Source organism: Cyclobacterium lianum (assembly GCF_900143075.1).
Lineage (GTDB): Bacteria > Bacteroidota > Bacteroidia > Cytophagales > Cyclobacteriaceae > Cyclobacterium > Cyclobacterium lianum.
This window is the reverse complement of sequence record NZ_FRCY01000005.1, coordinates 404877-424150: the sequence shown is the minus strand read 5'-3', so window position 1 is coordinate 424150 and position 19274 is coordinate 404877. Positions and strand designations below refer to the sequence as shown.

At 45.4% G+C, this 19274-nt stretch carries 19 protein-coding genes; 9 read left to right on the top strand and 10 right to left on the bottom strand.

The features are described 5' to 3' along the window. The first annotated feature begins 48 nt into the window (after nucleotides 1-48). The 3 genes from BUB19_RS10980 (at nucleotide 49) to BUB19_RS10970 (ending at nucleotide 2550) form a co-directional block, all read left to right on the top strand. Nucleotides 49-801 (top strand): hypothetical protein, encoded by a 753-nt coding sequence (locus BUB19_RS10980; RefSeq protein ID WP_143156006.1) that lies wholly within the window; start codon nucleotides 49-51, stop codon nucleotides 799-801. 374 nt (nucleotides 802-1175) lie between these two features. After that, nucleotides 1176-1754 (top strand): hypothetical protein, encoded by a 579-nt coding sequence (locus BUB19_RS10975; RefSeq protein WP_073094573.1) that lies wholly within the window; start codon nucleotides 1176-1178, stop codon nucleotides 1752-1754. A gap of 259 nt (nucleotides 1755-2013) precedes the next feature. Beyond that, nucleotides 2014-2550, top strand: coding sequence for a helix-turn-helix domain-containing protein (locus BUB19_RS10970; RefSeq protein WP_178371479.1), 537 nt, complete (start codon nucleotides 2014-2016; stop codon nucleotides 2548-2550). Between the two features lie 17 nt (nucleotides 2551-2567). Here the strand turns inward: BUB19_RS10970 and BUB19_RS10965 are convergent, their stop codons facing one another. After that, nucleotides 2568-3161, bottom strand: coding sequence for a porin family protein (locus BUB19_RS10965; protein WP_449390448.1), 594 nt, complete (start codon nucleotides 3159-3161; stop codon nucleotides 2568-2570). 360 nt (nucleotides 3162-3521) lie between these two features. Here BUB19_RS10965 and BUB19_RS10960 point away from each other — a divergent pair, with 360 nt between their 5' ends. Further along, a complete protein-coding gene (locus BUB19_RS10960; RefSeq protein ID WP_317041585.1) occupies nucleotides 3522-4571 on the top strand; it encodes a ParM/StbA family protein in 1050 nt (349 codons plus the stop codon). Nucleotides 4572-4575: 4 nt separating this feature from the next. Then, entirely contained in the window at nucleotides 4576-5142 is a 567-nt protein-coding gene (locus tag BUB19_RS10955; protein ID WP_073094569.1) for a bactofilin family protein, read from the top strand. Between the two features lie 88 nt (nucleotides 5143-5230). Here the strand turns inward: BUB19_RS10955 and BUB19_RS10950 are convergent, their stop codons facing one another. The 9 genes from BUB19_RS10950 to BUB19_RS10910 form a co-directional block, all read right to left on the bottom strand. Continuing rightward, nucleotides 5231-6622 carry a sodium-dependent transporter gene (locus tag BUB19_RS10950; protein WP_073094568.1) on the bottom strand — a complete coding sequence of 464 codons (1392 nt, stop codon included), beginning with the start codon at nucleotides 6620-6622 and terminating at the stop codon, nucleotides 5231-5233. A gap of 42 nt (nucleotides 6623-6664) precedes the next feature. Continuing rightward, nucleotides 6665-7612 carry an SDR family oxidoreductase gene (locus tag BUB19_RS10945; RefSeq protein ID WP_073094567.1) on the bottom strand — a complete coding sequence of 316 codons (948 nt, stop codon included), beginning with the start codon at nucleotides 7610-7612 and terminating at the stop codon, nucleotides 6665-6667. Further along, a complete protein-coding gene (locus tag BUB19_RS10940; protein ID WP_073094566.1) occupies nucleotides 7587-8438 on the bottom strand; it encodes a peptidylprolyl isomerase in 852 nt (283 codons plus the stop codon). The genes BUB19_RS10945 and BUB19_RS10940 overlap by 26 nt, the downstream gene beginning before the upstream one ends. Next, the gene (gene hemC / locus BUB19_RS10935; protein WP_073094565.1) at nucleotides 8431-9369 is read right to left on the bottom strand and encodes a hydroxymethylbilane synthase; all 939 of its coding nucleotides are present in this window, start codon (nucleotides 9367-9369) and stop codon (nucleotides 8431-8433) included. The genes BUB19_RS10940 and hemC overlap by 8 nt, the downstream gene beginning before the upstream one ends. Next, nucleotides 9366-10277, bottom strand: coding sequence for a 30S ribosomal protein S6--L-glutamate ligase (gene rimK / locus BUB19_RS10930; RefSeq protein WP_073094564.1), 912 nt, complete (start codon nucleotides 10275-10277; stop codon nucleotides 9366-9368). Before rimK ends, hemC begins: the two co-directional genes overlap by 4 nt. Nucleotides 10278-10289: 12 nt before the next feature. Then, the gene (locus BUB19_RS10925) at nucleotides 10290-10721 is read right to left on the bottom strand and encodes an ATP-dependent zinc protease family protein (protein WP_073094563.1); all 432 of its coding nucleotides are present in this window, start codon (nucleotides 10719-10721) and stop codon (nucleotides 10290-10292) included. A gap of 55 nt (nucleotides 10722-10776) precedes the next feature. Continuing rightward, a complete protein-coding gene (locus tag BUB19_RS10920; RefSeq protein WP_073094562.1) occupies nucleotides 10777-11910 on the bottom strand; it encodes a DNA polymerase III subunit in 1134 nt (377 codons plus the stop codon). Nucleotides 11911-11919: 9 nt separating this feature from the next. Then, nucleotides 11920-13122, bottom strand: a complete 1203-nt coding sequence (locus tag BUB19_RS10915; protein ID WP_073094561.1) for a GlmU family protein — start codon at nucleotides 13120-13122, stop codon at nucleotides 11920-11922. Between the two features lie 73 nt (nucleotides 13123-13195). Continuing rightward, complete coding sequence (locus tag BUB19_RS10910; RefSeq protein WP_073094560.1) at nucleotides 13196-13441, bottom strand: type B 50S ribosomal protein L31; 246 nt, start codon at nucleotides 13439-13441, stop codon at nucleotides 13196-13198. A 201-nt stretch (nucleotides 13442-13642) separates the two neighbouring features. Here BUB19_RS10910 and BUB19_RS10905 point away from each other — a divergent pair, with 201 nt between their 5' ends. The 4 genes from BUB19_RS10905 to BUB19_RS10890 all read left to right on the top strand — a co-directional run bounded on the left by BUB19_RS10905 (nucleotide 13643) and on the right by BUB19_RS10890 (nucleotide 19193). Continuing rightward, complete coding sequence (locus tag BUB19_RS10905) at nucleotides 13643-15313, top strand: hypothetical protein (RefSeq protein WP_073094559.1); 1671 nt, start codon at nucleotides 13643-13645, stop codon at nucleotides 15311-15313. A 73-nt stretch (nucleotides 15314-15386) separates the two neighbouring features. Then, complete coding sequence (locus tag BUB19_RS10900; RefSeq protein WP_073094558.1) at nucleotides 15387-17219, top strand: ABC transporter ATP-binding protein; 1833 nt, start codon at nucleotides 15387-15389, stop codon at nucleotides 17217-17219. A gap of 35 nt (nucleotides 17220-17254) precedes the next feature. Continuing rightward, nucleotides 17255-17608, top strand: coding sequence for a hypothetical protein (locus BUB19_RS10895; protein WP_073094557.1), 354 nt, complete (start codon nucleotides 17255-17257; stop codon nucleotides 17606-17608). A 46-nt stretch (nucleotides 17609-17654) separates the two neighbouring features. Next, a complete protein-coding gene (locus BUB19_RS10890) occupies nucleotides 17655-19193 on the top strand; it encodes a YifB family Mg chelatase-like AAA ATPase (protein ID WP_073094556.1) in 1539 nt (512 codons plus the stop codon). Nucleotides 19194-19274: the final 81 nt, after the last annotated feature.

Here is a 19274-nt window from a genome sequence, read left to right as displayed (position 1 = left end):
AGCTTACCTTTTTATATGTTGAAAAAGCCTTTATGTCAAATCTTCCTGGTGCTTGCTGGATTTGGCGCTTTATCCTGCGACAGGCAAACCGGCGATGCCGGGCCCTTGCAAAAATTAAATTTAGAGCTGGCAGATAGTATAGTGGTGGACGAACTGGAAGTTCTGGCCATGGATGACTACCTGGAGAAGGAACAGGTTTTCCTCATGAGGGGGACCAAAAGCAGGAAGCCCTACCTGGTTTCCGAAACGGGAGAGATTTTACAGGTGTATGACTTGTTGCATGAGGGACCTGATGGTTTGGGTTCAAACGGGGCCCTGGGTTATAGTTTTTTGGATAAGGACCAATGGGTGGCGCAAGGTCTGTTTAATGGGTACCATGTGTACAATAGCGAAGGCAAAAAAACAAAGCTTTTGCCCCCGATTCATACAGATATCTTTGCCATGTCTATCTATACGCACCGCATATTTTTCAGGGGGTACATTAAAGCAGGAAGAGGCATGCTTATCGGTCAGGAGCAGAATCTGTTTAATCCGGAAGATATCATGGCACAGCTCCGATCAGGTTCAGGCCAGTATTACAATTCTCCCGAATTTAAAGCGGCCTCAAAAGCATATATCAAGCCTTATTATCTTTTGGTGGAAAAGGGCGAACAAATTGGGGTATTGGATGGACTACCAGTGCATGGTGCATTGGATTTTGCAGACGAAAATGGATTTATTTATGTGAATGATAATCTCGAACCAGAGGCAGAAAGGGCGTATAATGTTTTTTATAAATTCAAAATCAGTGGTTTAGATTAAATAAGATCCGGTTTTCTCTTTTATTTTAATATTATTCTATTTTCGGGTATTTTTTACCGTTAAAAAAAATTTTATTTTGTTGAATTCTGTATTTAGAGTGAAAAAATCACCCTGTTTCCTGTTTTTTGTCCGCTTAAATCACTACTTCTTCATTTCGGAATACATAATATTTAACTATTAATGTTAATTAATAGTTAATTTAAACATATTTTCATTGATATATTTGCAATGTAAAATCCTCTCAGTTACATTTGTGTCATACTTACGTAAGTGAATCAATTACCCGCCCAAAATAATTAGCCTCAAACGAAAATTTTTCGGGAAACACCCGGGAAGAGGTTTTACTACTTTCTAAACCTTTAAAATTTATTACCATGAGATTAATTATTGCATCATTACTCGTTTTATCGTTGAGCACATCGGTTTTCGCTACAGCTCCGGAAGAAAATCCTATCGTAACTCTGGAAAAGGTAGGTCAGAACAAGTTTCAATTGAAGTACATGGGTATACCCGAGGGGAGGATTACGGTGGCATTCAAAAATGAAGACAACAGGGTGATTTTCAGGGATGTCATTGAAGCAGAAAAGGTTTTTTTTAAAAATTATGACCTCAATAAGCTGGATCTTGGCAACTATCAGATAGAGGTATTCACTGCTGAGTCAGGTAAACTGGAAGATTTTGATGTTTATCTGGGACCTAAAAGTGTGGAGAAGTCCTACTTTGCAAAGGTGCAGGTATTGGACAACAAAACACTGGCCTTCATTTTGAAGAACCTGGACGGTTCAGAAAAGAAGCTGGAGATCTTCGACAACGGAAAATTGGTTTTTGAAGAGCCTATAGTAGGAGATACCTTTGGGAAAAAGTTTAAATTCGAAAAAATCGGTACGCTGGAAAATATCTCTTTCAAAGTTTCCGATAAAAATGGATTTGGAAATTATATTTCAGCATTGTAAAGTAAATTCAGCCACTAATAATTCAAGTAGGCTTCCAACCGGGAGCCTATTTTTTTTTTTTTCAATCAGGAAGGTTTACGGCGCTGCCTTTTTTTGATATTGTATTACTTCGAAGCACCTGACCAAATGGTCCACATCAGTTGACCCAAGCTCCAAATACTTTTGATTTTTTGACATTTTGAAATTTATTCCTTTCCTCGCTTGTTAACAGTTCATGCATAAGGTCGGTATTAGGAATATGGTATGCCCAAGGTGTATCATGGCTGTCACAAACCTGCTCGATTCGATGGACGTTCAGTTTGAAAAGGTAGAACTTGGTGAAGTTTGCTTTGAGACTGAGCCGGAGCAATCATTTTTGAGAGATTTTGAGGCGAAGCTTGTCGATATGGGGTTTTCGTTATCCAAATCCCGTGAAGCGATGTGGGTAGAGAAAGTGAAGCTTGAGCTGATAACGCTGCTGGAGGGAGACAAGGTGTATGGAGAGGTATCGCTTTCCTCTCTGCTGAGCCAAAAAACCGGGCTTCCTTACAGCAGGTTAAGTAATCTTTTCAGTAGGGAGCAGGGCCTGTCAATAGAACAATATTTTATCGGCCTCAAGATTGAGAAGGCGAAAGAGTGGATGAGTTACGGATCTATGAATATCAGCGAAATCGCCTGGTCTCTGGGGTATAGTAGCGTACAGCATTTTTCCAGCCAATTCAAAAAAGTTGCCGGAATTACACCAAGTCATTTCAAAAGCCTGAACCAAAAGCCGAGGCGGTCATTGGATCAGGTGGGCAAAGCAAAGCTCTGCTAGCTTGCTTGCTATGCTGTTCAAAATAAGCGAATGCCCAATGAAACCATCAGTTGGTTTTGCCGCTGGTCTGTAGGAAATCCCGCAATCGCTTCTGCATGTTTGCCCAGGGCGCCTTCGTATTTGAAATCCAATATCATGTTGGCTATATCTACGCCTATTCCCGCCTGGTAGGCCAGCGTGGCCGTATTGTAGTCCGGGTCCGTACTGCCGGGGGCACTACCCGCGTCGATCGCGCTGTCGATGATAAAGGTAGCGACAGGGCCTGCCTGCACCCTGAAAAACCGGGCAATCTTAAAACCGCCCATCAGCGGGACATCTAGCCTGTCGAAGCTGGCCGAATAGGTTACCGAGTTGTTTCCCTGAACATTTTGAAATTCACCTCCGGTGCTGGTATAGAGAACCTCCGGTTGAATATATATACGGTTGCCACCCAACCTCGCAAATAAACCTGCATGGTAGCCCAATTTTTCGTTGCCTTTGCTGAAGTTGGTTCCGTTGACGGCAATATTACCCTGAGATACGCCAATTTTAGGGCCTATCGAAAATTCCTGAGCCAGCCCTTTGCCCAGGGGCATTAGCAATACAAACAAGATAATATTGATTTTGAGCACCTTTGTCATGGGGAATCCTTTTAGTTTTTGAGGCGACAATGGAAATCGATCAGCATAGGATCAACGAGGAAACCAAAATGGTAACGCCAATTTCTGGTAATAGGATACAAAATTGACCGATTTTACATCAAATACAAAATTATGGGCATAAACTTGCCGGAGTAGCTTGTTATTTCGCAAAGGTTGCTTTAATTTGTCTCCAAACAGAAGGTTAATCACTTGCTGCCTTAATATATTGGTAAAAATAATTAAGTTTGTAGGAACACCCCTGCGCCTGTTGTGAGGTTGATTAATTTCCGTAGGTCTGTACAATTTTTAATTTCGTATTTGAAAAGGACTTGGTAAATTGTTTTATAAAAGATAAAAGCAAATAAAAATTCCATGATAGAAGTAATAAAGTACCCCAGTGTATTGGAAAGTAGTAATCTTGAACTCAGGAATGTAGCGAAAGATTTGGTTTCAGGACTTAAAATTTATCATGATAATATTGGGTATTTGGTGGGGGATCTGGCGCTGTCTGAAGGAACTTCCCCGCATAGAAATATCAATAGTTCACCAGAAGAGATCGACTACCGGATTTTTTTAAAAGCCGGCCTTCTTTTGGCTTCGCAGAAATTGGGAAGTCCGATCACAGTGACCACCGGTTTTCCTTTTTCTACCTTTCAGGTATTTAAGGAAAATGCCTACCGACTGTTAGAAAATGAGCACATCATAGAATATGACACCCAGACTTTTGGTGGGGGTGGAAGGAAAAAAATGGCTGTTGAAGTTGACAGGGTTGCCGTGATACCTGAAGTGGTCGGCTGCAGCATGGCCGTAAGGCAAATGTATACTGATGCTCCGAAGAATTTCTTCATGATAAGCCTGGGCTATGGTACCATGGAAGCCATTCTGAGCACAGAAGGAGGACTTGTGCAAAGGTCCAGCGTCTCTACCTTCGGATTGCGGTATGCCATCAACCTGATCACCAGGGAGCTCCAGAAGGACAATTATCTGGACCTGAAGACAGAGCACCAAATTGATCAATATTTTAGTGAAGGAACAATTATTCTGAACCGAAAGCGTTTGGACTTAAGGGAACTGCGCAAGCAGGTGATCACCCAGTATTACAATGATGTGATTTCTCCTTCCATAAGAAAAGCCTTTTCTGACCGCGATTTTGCCAAATCAGCTGATTTGTATCTCGCCGGAGGAGGAGCGAATTATGCGGAATTGGTCAATTTATTTAAGGAAGAATTTGATGGATTGCTGAACGTTCATGTGCCGGAAGCACCAGAACAAATGGCATCTATCGGCTATTGTTACAATAGTCTGGCCATCGGAGGTGGAGCAAAAGACAAGGCGGTAGGTTTAGACCTGGGCAACAGTTCCACCATCCTCACAACTTTCAAGCAGGAAAAAGAAGAATAAGCGTATGAAATTTGGATCCAATAAGCAACAAAACGACGAGCCAAATGTAGGAAAGGTGACGGTATTGTCACTTGGATTTGAACTTACGGGAGACATTATCTCTAAGAGTGATATTCGGGCAGACGGCATCCTGGTGGGTAGTATCCGGACGGACAAAAGAGTGGTAGTGGGAGAGAAGGCCTCTATTACCGGTGATATAATTGCCGAGGAAATCAGTATCAGCGGAGAAGTGGTCGGGGACCTGTATATCAAGGGAGAGACGACCATCTATGCCAATGCCAGGGTTTCGGGTAATATCAAGACCAGCTCCATCTTCATCCACAAGGGTGCGCAGATCAATAGCGGTATCCAGGTACTTAAAAGCATGGAAGTAGAAGAAGCGTCCAAATCAAGTAAAATCAATTCTGTGAGTAGAGAGGAGCTATATTCAATGTTGGAAGACCGATCTGCTACCCGGAAAAGCAGGGAGGTCCCCGTAAAGCCCATATCGCAAACGCAGAAAAGAACGCAAAACCAACCTTCGGAAAGCGAAGATGACAACAATACCATCGATTATCCGCGATCCTGGTAGAGGGCACTTTTCAACAGATACTTTCATAAAAAATGGCAAGCGTTTGAAAACGCTTGCCATTTTTTGTGGCGATCAAGGCAGGAGGCGATTACCCACCTTCTCCGGGTTCGCCAAATACCCCGATCATATTTAACAGTACGAGCGTGATCACGATGGGGCATATCCATTTGATGAAAAATACCCAGGCCTTTTTTGGGAAACCATCAAAGGAAACGGCTCCCATAGCCAATTCGCTGGCATATTCCTTAACATTTTTTACCCAACCCGTGTAGAGACTAAGCATCAGGCAAATGATCACAATGGCCAGCGTGCCAAAGAAGAAGTCCATCAAATCAAAGAATCCGGCTATTTGCCGGCCAAAGAAGTTAAAGCCGAGCTGATTAAAGAAATTGCCCTTCACCGCAGCCAGGGAAGAGGGAATACTGAGAAACATGGCAGCGATACCTATAGTCCAGGCCGCTTTTTTTCTGGACCATTTTCTCTCGTCAATGAAATAAGCGACGGGTACTTCCAGCATGGAAATGCTGGATGTGAGAGCGGCCACCAGCAACAACAAGAAGAACATGCCACCGATAATATTGCCAAAGGGTTCGATTTGATCAAAAACCCTCGGAAGTACGTTGAATACCAACGCCGGACCTTCATCAGGGCTCACGCCGGGGAGTAACGCAAACAAGGCCGGGAAAATCATCAGTCCCCCCATTAAGGCTACCATACTGTCCATTCCGGCTATCCACCCGGACGATTGAATGACATTATTGGTTTTGGGCAGGTACGAGCCGAAGGTGATCATCAGACCCCACCCAACGCTAAGACTGAAAAAGGCCTGGCCGAGCGCAGAAAGAATCACCTTGCCATTGATTTTGGTAAAATCCGGGGAGAGGTAATATTCTATTCCCGCTCCTGCTCCGGGCAAGGTGACAGACCTGGCAGCAATAAGAATGATGATCAGGAACAACACGGGCATTAGAAATTTTGCTGCCTTCTCAATACCACCTGAGATGCCCCCTAAGACCACGCTAATGGTCATCAGTATGAAAAGCATGCACAGAGGAATCACGTATAGCGGAGTCTGTACGAAGTCCTCAAAATCCACAGGTATGTTGATCAATTCGGTAAAAATGTAGCCAATGGTCCAGCCTGCGATGACTGAATAATAACTCAACACGGCAAAACATACCAGGACGCACAGGACTCCGGCTGTTTGCCAAAATCCACTTCCGCCGGTTTCCTTGATGGCACCCACCGGATTTCTACCTGATTTTCTACCCAATGCAATTTCATTGAGCAGTAGAGGAAGGCCGATCAGCAACACACAAAGTACATACACAAATACAAACGCACCTCCTCCATTTTGGCCGGTGATGTAGGGAAACCGCCAGATATTACCCAGGCCTACAGCAGAGCCTCCCGCCGCCATTATAAAACCAAATGAAGATCCCCACTGCCCTCTTGAGGGTGGCTTGATAGAATTTTGCATATTGTCAGATGGATTGAGTGATGTACAAAATAAAAAAGAATGTCAGGTTTTATAATCGGCTAATTTAATTTGTTTTGCCATAATACCAATTCCTTCCTCAAAACTTTTTGGGCTGAATCCCAGGATTTCTTTGGCTTTTGAGATGATAAGCCCTGTACGCAAAGGCCTGATCGCTACCTGACCAAAATGACTTGAGTCGGTTTTTTTGATTTTTTTCTTGTCCAGATTAAAAAATTCGGCGGTCATCACGGCCATGTCATAGGGAGTGAGCAGCTCCTCGCCGGACAGGTTGAAAATTCCACAGGCCTTTTTGGTGACAATCAGCAAACAACCCTCCGCCAGATCTTCTGCCAGGGTAGGTGTTCGGAATTGATCATCAACCAACTCCAGTGTCTTGCCCTGTTCCAAGCCCTTTTTTACCCAAAGGATGATATTGGAACGGCTCATGTCGTGGGAGATGCCATACACCAGATTTGTCCGAACTATTGACCAGTGGTAGGGATACTGCCGGACGGCGATCTCTGTCTCTAACTTGGTCTGACCATAAAAATTAAGTGGATTAGGTTTGTCTTCCTCATCATAAGGGCCGTTTTTTCCGTCAAAAATGAAATCTGTTGAAATAAAAATCAGGTGAGCCTTACTCCGGGAGCAGGCATGGATGATATTTTTGGTGGCCTTGACATTTTGCTCATAACAATTGTGCCGGCTCACCTCGCACCGGTCAACGTCGGTCATAGAAGCGGCATGGATGACATATTGAGGAGCATAGATCTGGAAAACCTGCATGACTTCCCTGTGATTGGTGATGTCCATCTCCTCATAATCGTATCCATCCCACTCTCCTGGCAGCCTGCACGGGCCTTTTCCGGTAGCTATGGCTTCAAACTGTCCGTCTATAAGAATCTTTTTGACGATTTTCTGCCCCAGCAAACCGTTGGCTCCTGTAATCAGTATTTTGGGTTTTTCACTCTTCAGGATATTGATATCCATATTCTTCAGCTATTTTCTTCTTGGCCATTAATTCAACATTCACTTTGATAAAAACTGGCTTAACGGGTTTGTCATTCGGGCCTTTCTCCAGTTGTGTGATCTCCTCCATTACCTCCAGTCCTTTAATCACTTTGCCAAATACGGTGTAAGTGTCATCCAGGTGAGGTGTACCTCCTACGCTGGTGTAGGCCTCGATTTGGTTTTCGCGGACGTCTTTTCCCAAATTTAAGTTAAAAAATTGTTCCAACACTACTTTATTGGAAAGCATCAGTGCATTTAAGCTGTCAATTTCCTGATTTTCGTAAAATTCCCTGTACTTTTCCCTTAAATCAGTGTTGCTGTCCAATTGGATGTATTTCGAAAAGGCAAGCCGGAGTTTCTGCATGTCGACGGTAAGTTCCTGCTCTGCATACACCCTGCCTTCCACAATGTAAAACTGACACCCGCTGGATTCCCGTTCCGGGTTAATATTGTCCCCTTGCCGGGCAGCGGCGATACTGCCTTTCTCATGAATCAATGCGGGATCAAACTCCGCCGGGATGGTATACCATTGCTCTTCAGGCAGGTTTTCTTTGCCAAATACATCCCCACCCTGGATCATGAAATCATCGATGATCCTGTGAAACTCCGTTGAATCGTAGCGCCCCGAACTTGCCAGTTCAATAAAATTGTTTTTGTGGCCCGGGGTTTCATCATACAATATCGCGTACATTTTGCCAAACCGCGTATCGATGGTCACCAGATAGTCTTTTTCGGTGGCACAGGAAAGCATCAGACTCAGGGAGGCCAGGCCGATTATCCGACCTATCGTTTTACTTCTATTCATTCAATTTGTTTTTTATTTCCTTCAAGATCTGCGCACCTCCGCGGCTGAGAATGCTTTCTGCCAGCCTGTTACCCAATTTTTTCGCCTCGTTTTCTGTTCCTGTAAAGCTGTCGTAGAGCCGGTTTTTTCCATCCAGAGACATCAATCCTCCCTTTAATTCCACCTGCTCTCCCTGCCATTGGGCCAAAGCGAATGCAGGAATACTGCATCCTCCTTCCAAAATTTTCAGAAAACTTCGCTCGGCCCGCAGGCAAATGGCCGTAGCGGGGTGATTTACCGCATCGATGATGGCTTTTCTGGTATCCGGGGCAAGATGATGGCAGGCTTCTATGCCTATGCTTCCCTGCCCCACGGCCGGTATAAATTGCTGCAGGTTCAGTTCTTTCCGGATCAGATGGTCATAGCCCATTCGATGGACACCCGCGTAAGCCAGCAGCAGGCCATCACAGACACCATTCTCCATTTTCGCAATTCTGGTTTGCAGGTTTCCACGGATATCTGTGGTCTTCACATTGGGGTAGAAATGCTTCAGAGTAGCAATTCTTCTTGTGGAGGAGGTACCCAAAACCAGAGGCACTTTCTGCGCAGCCAGATCAGGCAGTTTGTCATGGTGACTGATGATGACATCATTTACTTTTTCCCGCTCTGTGAAGGCGATTACCTCAAATCCGTCCGGAAGGCGTGACGGCAGATCTTTGGCACTGTGGACGGCAATGTCCACCAAGCCCTCTGCCAGTCGATTTTCCAACTCCTCCGTAAATACGCCTTTGCTACCGATTTTTGAAATGGCAACATCCAGTACCTGATCTCCTTTGGTTTCTATAACGACAATTTCTGAAGAAATCCCTTTTTGTTCCAAAAGGTTTGCGACATGGTGGGCCTGAAATAGCGCCAGTTTGCTTCCCCTTGTTCCTATTCGAATCGGTTTCATTGCTGCCCGTTTTTTCTTTTCATGTTTTTCTTCTCTACGGCACTTTCTATATAGGAAATGATCTTTCCGGCAATATTGATGCCTGTTGCTTTTTCTATGCCTTCCAGTCCCGGCGAACTGTTGACTTCTAATATCAATGGGCCACGGTCAGATTGCAGCATGTCTACTCCTGCTATAGACAGGCCCAGTGCTTTGGCTGCGTTTAGTGCCGCTGATTTTTCAAGGCGGCTTAGCCGAATGACTTCCGCCTTTCCGCCACGGTGTAAATTTGACCTGAATTCTCCTTCTGCTCCCTGCCGTTTCATGGCTCCTACTACCCTGTTATTTACCACAAAGGCCCGGATATCTGCTCCCTTGGCCTCTTTTATAAATTCCTGTACTATGATTCTGGCTTTGAGCCCGTGAAAGGCTTCAATGACCGATTGGCTTGCTTTTTTTGTTTCCGCCAATACCACTCCGAGGCCCTGTGTGCCTTCCAGCAATTTGATGATCAGGGGAGCACCCCCCACCATTTCTACCAACTGCTTTTCACCCCCTTTTGAAAAATTGGTAAAGGCCGTTTTTGGCATTCCCAGCCCCTCCCGTGATAGAATTTGTAAGGATCTCAACTTGTCCCGGCTGCGCACAATCGCCTGAGACTCCACCGCTGAGAATACCCCCATCAACTCAAATTGCCGGACTACTGCCGTCCCGTAAAAAGTAACGGAGGCACCAATTCTAGGGATAATGGCATCAATAGCAGTGAGTTTTTCGCCTTTGTAAAGAATATAGGGGCCATTTTGTTCAATAATTAAATCGCAGGCTGAATGGTCGATTACCATGGCATCATGTCCGGCTTCCCGAATCGCCTGGACCAACCTTTTGGTAGAATACAAATTTGAGTTTCTGGACAGTATGGCTATTTTCATTGCTGTTTTTTTTTACCCGGTTTTCCCGATCAGATTGACTTTATCTACGTCCACCATAAACCTGCCTTTCAGGATTTTCCTTCCCAGCAACACTGCATTTTTCATTTCTGACCGGTCAGAAAGGGTGAATGCGGCAGGAAACGTAAAGTCTCCGAGAGCAAGAGTGGTACGGAGAAGGTAGCGTTTTTCTATCTGGCCAAAGGAATTTTTCACCTTTTTGACTTTATACGTTTTGGTTTTTACTTTATCACCGGTATATGCAGCATGACTGGGGGCCAGCGGAACAAACTCCAAAAATGTGTCTCCACCCTCCCGGACCTCGTTGACGGATGAGGCATGTATGGTACAATTGTAGGCACCGGTATCCACTTTTGCAATTACTGACCCAATACCCCAATCGGGAAGGGAAATGCGTTCTTTTCTTCCAATTACTTGTTTTTCCATGGGTTCAAAGGTAATTTATTTCGGATACTTATCGGGCTTCTCCCTGGCTTTAAAACTATTCGGCCCGGATTATTCTGGCCAGACTAAAAGCCATGTCCAGAAACAGGATCCTGGAATTTAAATTCCTTTCGATGTGATAATGGCCCTCGTTAAGCAAGCGGTAAATTTCCATGATTTTTTCATCATTCAGAACGGTGTTGCTAAAATTCACGATAAACTCCCTGTCCGTTTCGCCGCTCCGCATCAGGCTTGTCAGCTGGCTCCTGTTGAGCAGGGCCTCCCTGACTACATTGATCCCGGTGAGGAGTATTGATTTTTGCTCCTCTTTACTTGCAGCGCTGATGCGTTCTGAAAAATCAATCAGTGACTGAATGTCTGCTTTATAACAATTCCTCAGCCAGTCTCTGAAAAGCAGGGTGTTTTTATCATCGACATTTTGTGATAGCAGGATGGCTTCGCGCATATTGCCATCGGCCAATGGAGCGATCTGCTGCGCAGCTATGGAGCTGGCCAATGACCGTTCTACCAAAAAATGCTGTACTTCCTCATCGGTAAAATTTCTGACATGTATTTTCTGTGTCCTCGATAATATCGTGGTTAGCAGGCTTTCAGGCTGCTGGCTGACCATAAGAAAAATGGTTTTTTCCGGTGGTTCTTCCAGGATTTTGAGCAGTGCATTGGCAGAGGAAAGGTTGAGGGTTTCCGGTGCCCAGATCAGCATCATCTTGTAGCCTCCTTCAAACGATTTGAGGGAGAGCGTTTTGACTACGTTTCTCGCAGCGGATTTGGATATGCTCAGCGGTTTGTTGATTCCCAGGTGCGCATTCCAGTCCTGAAAGTTACCGTAGGGTTTTTCCAGAACGAAGGACCTCCAGAGAGACGTGAAGTCAGACGCTTCTTCCTCTTTCTTATCCGTCTTTTTCTTAGGCGCGGCGGGAAGTGGGATGGTAAAATTAAGGTCCGGATGGACCAATTTTTCCATTTTCAGACACGACGGGCACTTGCCACAGGCATCTTCCTCCTGCGGTTGGTCGCAATTGATAAAGGTGGCCATTGCCAGCGCCAAGGTCAGGCTTGGGCTCCCCTCTTTTCCATGGAAAAGCAAGGCGTGGGCAAGGTGATCTTTTTGAATCGCCTGAATTAATTTCTGTTTGGTCTCCCCGAGCCCGGGAATAGATGAAAAAAGCATGTGATTGTATTAAAATTCTTTATCCCAAATCCGGTATGGCCTGGTAAGTTCAAACACTTTCTGCAAGATGGCCCTTTCTGCCTCGCCAAATTCCATCCCTTTAAAGGCCATGGCTTTTTGGGCCGTTTCTTCGAATCGCATCAATTTAAACGTACTGAACCCTGCGGCTCCGCCCCAGGCAAATGAGGAAACAAATTTACGGGGAAATCCTTCTCCGAATAAGTTGGCGCCCACTCCAATGACAGTACCTGTATTCAAGGTGGTACCAATGCCCAACTTGGCATGGTCTGCTACCATTGATCCGCAAAATTGCAATCCGGTATCGCCAAAGCCTCCCTTGGTATAGTCCCAGACCTTCACCGGCATGTGGTTGTTTTTCAGGTTGGAGACCACCGTATTGGCACCAAAATTACACCATTCACCCACTACACTATTACCCATGTAGCCGTCATGCGATTTATTGCTATATCCCATAAAAACGACATTGGATACTTCTCCACCTACTTTACATTTAGGGCCTACCGTAGTATTTTCCCTGATCTTTGCGCCCATACTGATGCTTGCATCTTCACAAAGGGCAAAAGGACCCCTGATCAGTGCTCCTTCCATGATTTCTGCATGCTTGCCAATATAAATGGGGCCATTGCTGGCATTGAGTATCGCAGCCTTGATTTTCGCTCCCTTCTCAATAAAAATATCCGGTTCATTGTACAGGTGGGTATGCGGGTCGTCGGTTCCCCAGGAGACCCGCCTTTTTGTAAGGATTTCAAAATCTTTGGCGATCTCCGATCCGTTCCATTGAAATATTTGCCAGTTTCTTCCCAGCAGTCGGATATCCTTTTCGTAGTCTACTCTTTTTTTCTGAGGGATATGATCGGTTTGAAATTGCCCGGGTTTGTCCAGATAGCTGGCCAAAAGGGTGTCCTGGTGCCAGAGCGATTCGTTGGTATTCAATGCCTCAACGGCCTGTACCAGCTCATCATCCGGACACAAGGCGCCATTGATGTACAATGCCGGAGCGGATAGTGAGGGGTATCGGGTTTGCAAATAATCCTGAGTAAGGAATCCCACCTGCTTCGCCTGAAGGCGATGTTCCCATTTTTCGCTGATTTTCAAAATCCCTATCCTGATTTCAGCCACAGGCCGGGTAAAGGTAAAAGGCAACAAATTGCCCCGGCTGCGGGGATCGTCAAACATCATGATATGGTCCATGACACAAAAATAAAAAAGTCTACCGGAATTAAACTTCCGGTAGACTTATATCTCAAAGATTGTGCTTGAGAAATTAATCTTTCTTGTACCTTCTGTTGAATTTCTCAACCCTACCAGCAGTATCCAACAGCATCTTCTTGCCAGTATAAAACGGATGTGAGGCTGAGCTTACTTCCACCTTCACCAGAGGGTAGTCTTTGCCATCTTCCCAGGTAATGGTGTCACCGGTTTCTATTGTAGATTTGGTAATAAACTTATAATCACTTGAAGTATCCAAAAATACTACTTCTCTGTAATTGGGATGGATTTCTTTTTTCATTATATGGTCTGTTATCTTTTTACTTCTCCAAATTGAGGCACAAATTTACCTCATTTTATAATTTTCTCCAAAATATTCCCTTTCAAATATAAAATACTTCCTTAATTTTATGCGAAAGTTTGTCTTTGGAGAGAAGCTGCAGGATCACAGGCATTTCCGGTATGCGGATGTGTCGGTCCTTCAGGTATAGGAGAGTTTAGTATGAGATCATTTTTTATTTTTATATTCCTGACAGCACATACCACCACCTATTCCCTGTCGCAGAGTCCATTTCTGCCCTTTGACCGGGACTACTACCAGCTGATCGAAAGATACGAAATAAAACAAGGTGCATTTACAGAACAGTTTCATTCCGGAACGAAACCCTACACCAGAAAGGCCGTGGCGGGATTTGTAGCAGCCTATAAGCAGTCTGTGCCAGCGCTCTCTGCGGTGGATGCTTTCAATCTCAATTTTTTGTTGCAGGATAGCTGGGAATATGTATCCGATACCCTGTCTCCCTCCCAGACCCCACTGGGTAAGCACATTTACCAGCGTCCCGCTGATTTTTATTACTACCGGGATCCGGTGCTGGATGTCCACATCAATCCGATCATTTACCTGCAAGGCGGCATTGAAAGCCAGGAAAATGCTTTAAGATTCAGGAATACCAGAGGTGTTGCTCTTCGGGGCAGCATTGACCGCAAGATAGGTTTTTATACCATGTTAGCCACCACCGATTTGGTTTTTCCATCCTGGATCAAACGATACGTCAGCCATCAGGGTGCCATTCCGGGCCAGGGCTTCTGGAAGCGATACGGGGAGCAGGGCTACAGTTTTTTCTCCGCACGTGGCCACCTGAATTTCAAAGCGACCGAGCATATTCAGGTCGTTTTCGGACACGATAGTCATTTCATTGGGGAGGGATTTCGGTCGTTTGTCCTCTCAGACTTTTCCAATCCCTTTGTTTTTCTGAAATTGAATACGCAGATCGGGCGCCTCAGTTTTACAAACCTTTGGGGGCAAATGACAGCAGATATCATTACCGACAGGGGTTTTCCCACAGATGGGCGGTATCCCCAAAAATGGTTTTCCTTTCATCGTCTGGGCTTGAATTTGGGCAATCGATTCAATTTGGGGGTGTATGAATCTGTCATGGCCAGCCAGATGGATTGGAATTACCTGAATCCAATTATTTTTTACCGCTGGGTGGAGCATCAATTGGGCACCCCTGACAAAGTGATGCTCGGTGCAGATTTTAAATGGCACCCGGCACGAAACATGCAGGCCTATGGGCAATTTGTTTTGGATGAATTTGTTTTCAATGAGTTTTTTGGCATTTCCGGCAAAGGCTCCAGCAGAAACAAGCATGGTTTTCAGCTTGGCTATAAATATATATCCCTGGCAGGTATCAGTAACCTGGACATGCAAATAGAATACAATCATGCCAGACCCTTTACCTACCAGGAAAAGTTTGCGTATCAATCCTATACCAATTACAACATACCCCTGACACACCCATTGGGGGCTAACTTCAGGGAATTCATGGCGAGCACTACATTTCAACCCCTTCCCAAACTTAGGCTGAACGGCATCTTTGTATTTCAAACGAAGGGGGTGGATCCGGGAAAATCGGCTAATTTTGGGGGGGATATTCGGAAAAGCAGGCAACAGACCAGTACGGGGCTTTTCGGGAATTTTATCGGACAGGGGGTTCGGCAAGAAACCCTCATGTTTACGCTGCAGGCAGAATACATGTTGCGGCACAATTTATTTTTGGATTTTGCCCACACCATCAGGAAAGACAAGGGAGGAGCAGGAAGCCTGCCGGATACTGCGTTTGGTCAGATGGCCTTGCGCCTGAATATGGGAAGATTTGATCCTCATTTTTGATTGCCGCGCAGCACTCAGGCCTCAATCCCCTCAAAAAAGTTGTAAATTGCGCGCTCAAATGACTTAAGGTCCTATGAATACCTATTTGCGCATTCTTGCCTATGCCCGCCCCTACAGGCGGTATTTTCCCATTTATGTACTCTATGCCCTGCTGGCCATCGTTTTTGGACTGCTCAATTTCACGCTGTTGAAACCGCTTTTTGACGTGATATTTGAGCAGGTGGGTCCGGAGGAGTTGCAGGAATACAGCTCCAGGCCTGAGTTCTCCTTTTCGTTGCAGTATTTCATGCATTTGTTTAACCATTATTTTCTGGAAATCGCTACACTTTACGGGAAATTCGGGACACTTGTATATGTATGTATCATCATAGTGATCTCAGTATTTTTGAGTAACCTTTTTGCCTACCTATCGGGAGTGGTCCTGGCAAAAGTGAGGGCCGACATCATCCAGGGAATGCGTACACATATCTTTAATTCCGTCAGCAGCATGCACCTGGGGTACTTTTCGGATGAGCGGAAAGGGGATTTGATCTCTAAAATGACGAATGATATTCAGGAGGTGGAAAATAGCGTCGTTCAATCCCTGCGGGTAGTTTTCAAAGAACCGGTTACAGTGGTGCTTTATTTTGCAGTATTGTTTTTTATGTCCGTGCAGCTTACCCTGTTCACCATATTGCTTATTCCGGTGTCGGGGGCAGTAATCGGCTATGTGACCAAAAGATTAAAAAAGACAGCTGAGCAAAGTCAGGAATCACTAGGGAGAATTGTCAATATTCTGGATGAAACAATCGGCGGTATGCGGGTCGTAAAAGCTTTTGGTGCAAGGAGATTTGTACAGCAGAAATTTGAAACGGAAACAGATCGATACGCCAGAATAAATGTTTCCATGGCCCGTAAGTACGAATTGGCTTCACCCATCAGCCAATTTCTGGGGGTGACGGTGGTCGCCGGAATTCTACTATACGGGGGCAATTTGGTGTTGAACAACAATTCTTCGCTAAGTGCAAGTGAGTTTATTGCCTATATCATTTTGTTTACCCAGGTTTTGAATCCTGCCAAAGAAATTTCGAGGGCACTTAGTAGCATTCAACGCGGGTTGGCGTCCGCAAGAAGGATTTTTGGTGTGGTAGATGCCAGGCCGATGATAGAGGATCAACCTGCTGCCAGGGAGCTCAAGGGGTTTTCGGAGGCGGTGGTTTTTGAGAATGTAGGCTTTGCCTATCAGGAATCACTCGTTTTGAAAGACATTAATTTTGAACTCAGGAAAGGGAAAACGATCGCTTTGGTCGGGCCATCGGGTGGTGGCAAATCTACTCTTGCGGACTTATTGCCTCGTTTTTATGATCCTACCTTAGGTCAGATCAAAATAGATGGTATGGATCTGAAAACCTTAAAGAAAAACGATGTTCGCCGAATCATGGGTATCGTCACGCAGGAATCGATTTTGTTTAACGACACTGTTTTCAACAACATCGCCTTTGGAATGGAAGGGGTTGCAAAAGAAGAAGTAGAGAGGGCAGCAAAAATTGCCAATGCCCATGATTTTATCATGGAGCTGGAGCATGGGTACCATACCAATATCGGAGAGCGGGGGACAAAGCTCTCGGGCGGGCAGCGACAGCGCTTGAGTATTGCCCGGGCGGTATTGAAAAATCCCGATATTTTGATTTTGGATGAGGCCACCTCTGCCCTGGATACGGCATCAGAGCGATTGGTGCAGGAAGCATTGGCCAATCTGATGGCAAACAGGACTTCCCTGGTGATCGCTCACAGGCTGAGTACCATTCAGTATGCCGATGAGATATTGGTTATTGAGGGAGGGAAGATTGTGGAAAGGGGCACTCACGAGCAATTGGTATCGAATAACGGATTGTATAATAAACTTTCCCAAATGCAGTCTGTTTAGTATATTGTGTTAAGAAAACCCTAATCAACAGATTTATGAAAAAAGTCAGCAACATATTTCAACTTCTAACGGCATTGTTTTTCGGCCTGGGCCTCGTTTATTTTCTGACCTATGATAGGATGTGGGGAGGAAGCCCGGAGGCAGCAGAGGTAGTTTCCTGGTTGTTGGCAGGCCTGGTAGTCTATTTGATTACCTGGGGAACGGGCTGGGGGCACCTAAGCAGTCTGAACAGCCGGATCAGAAAATTGGAGCTGGAAAAGAAGGAATTGAAAGCGCTGGTGTTTGATCTGGAACGAGGAGTAAAGATGGAACGTATGGATAAGAAAATTGACGAGCAGCCGGAGGACAAAGACTCTTCTGCCATCAAACCCAGAGAAAATTTTAAATAAAATGTGATTTTGGCCTGAATTAGATTTTTCACTTGAAGCTGTATTTATGGTAGCCAGAACTTTTGGGAGTGCCGTATCCGGCGTAGATGCAAACCTGATCACGATCGAAGTCAATGTGGGTCAGGGGACCAGTTTTTATATGGTGGGCCTACCCGATAGCGCAGTAAAGGAAAGCCAGCAAAGGGTAGAGTCTGCATTGAAATTTTACGGGTACCGGATGCCCCGGCAAAAGGTGGTGATCAACCTGGCGCCGGCAGATATCAGAAAGGAGGGGTCTTCCTACGATTTACCTATCGCTATGGGTATTCTGCAAGCCTCAGAGCAATCTTTTTTTCCTGCTCTGGAAGAATATGTGATCATGGGGGAACTCTCACTCGATGGGAAATTGCGCGCTATTAAGGGCGTATTGCCCATTGCCATTGAAGCCAGGAAAAGAGGTTTTAAGGGCTTCATTTTGCCCAAGGAAAATGCAAGAGAGGCCTCCATCGTCAACAAACTGGACATTATCGGTGTGGAGACCCTTCAGGAAGCCATTCATTTTTTAGAAGGGAAAGAGGAAATCTCCCCCCTGGTGACAGATACGAGAAATATTTTTTACAACTCCATGGAAGATTATGACTTCGACTTTGCTGATGTGCAGGGTCAGGAAAATATCAAGCGGGCCATGGAAATTGCTGCGGCTGGTGGGCACAATGTGATCATGATAGGTCCTCCCGGAGCCGGAAAAACCATGCTGGCAAAACGATTGCCTTCCATATTGCCTCCCCTAAGCCTTCAGGAGGCCCTGGAAACAACCAAAATTCATTCCGTGGCTGGGAAACTCGGTCCGGAAGCATCGCTTGTAGCTCGCAGGCCTTTTCGTTCTCCTCATCATACCATCAGCGATGTCGCATTGGTCGGTGGTGGGGGCAATCCACAGCCCGGTGAAATATCCCTTTCGCACAATGGTGTACTCTTTTTGGATGAGTTGCCGGAATTCAAGCGAACTGTACTGGAAGTGATGCGGCAGCCACTGGAAGAAAGAAAAGTGACCATTTCGAGAGCCAAAATTTCTGTGGACTTCCCCGCCAATTTCATGCTGATCGCAAGTATGAATCCCTGTCCCTGCGGGTTTTACAACCATCCTGAAAAGGAATGTGTCTGCGGACCGGGAGTGGTACAGAAATACCTCAATAAAGTGAGTGGTCCCCTCTTGGACAGAATTGACCTGCATGTGGAAGTGACCCCGGTGAATTTCGATGAGATGACATCTGAAGCCCGGTCAGAATCCAGCAAATCCATTCGGGAGCGGGTAGGCAGAGCCAGGGAGCGGCAATTGAAAAGGTTTAACGAAAATGCCGACGTGCATTGTAATGCGATGATGCCCTCTCACATGGTCAAAGAAATATGTAAAATCAATCAGGCCGGGAAAACCCTGCTGAAAACGGCGATGGAAAGGTTAGGGCTCTCAGCCAGGGCCTATGACCGAATTCTAAAAGTGTCCAGGACCATTGCAGATTTGAATGGATCCGCTGAAATCAGGGTAGAGCACCTGGCCGAAGCCATTCAATACCGAAGTCTTGACAGAGAGGGCTGGGCAGGATAAGCTGAGCAGATTCATTTCGCCCGGTATACTAAGAATTTTAGCCATTATTTTTTATATTTGCCTGACCTCTGGTCGATTACA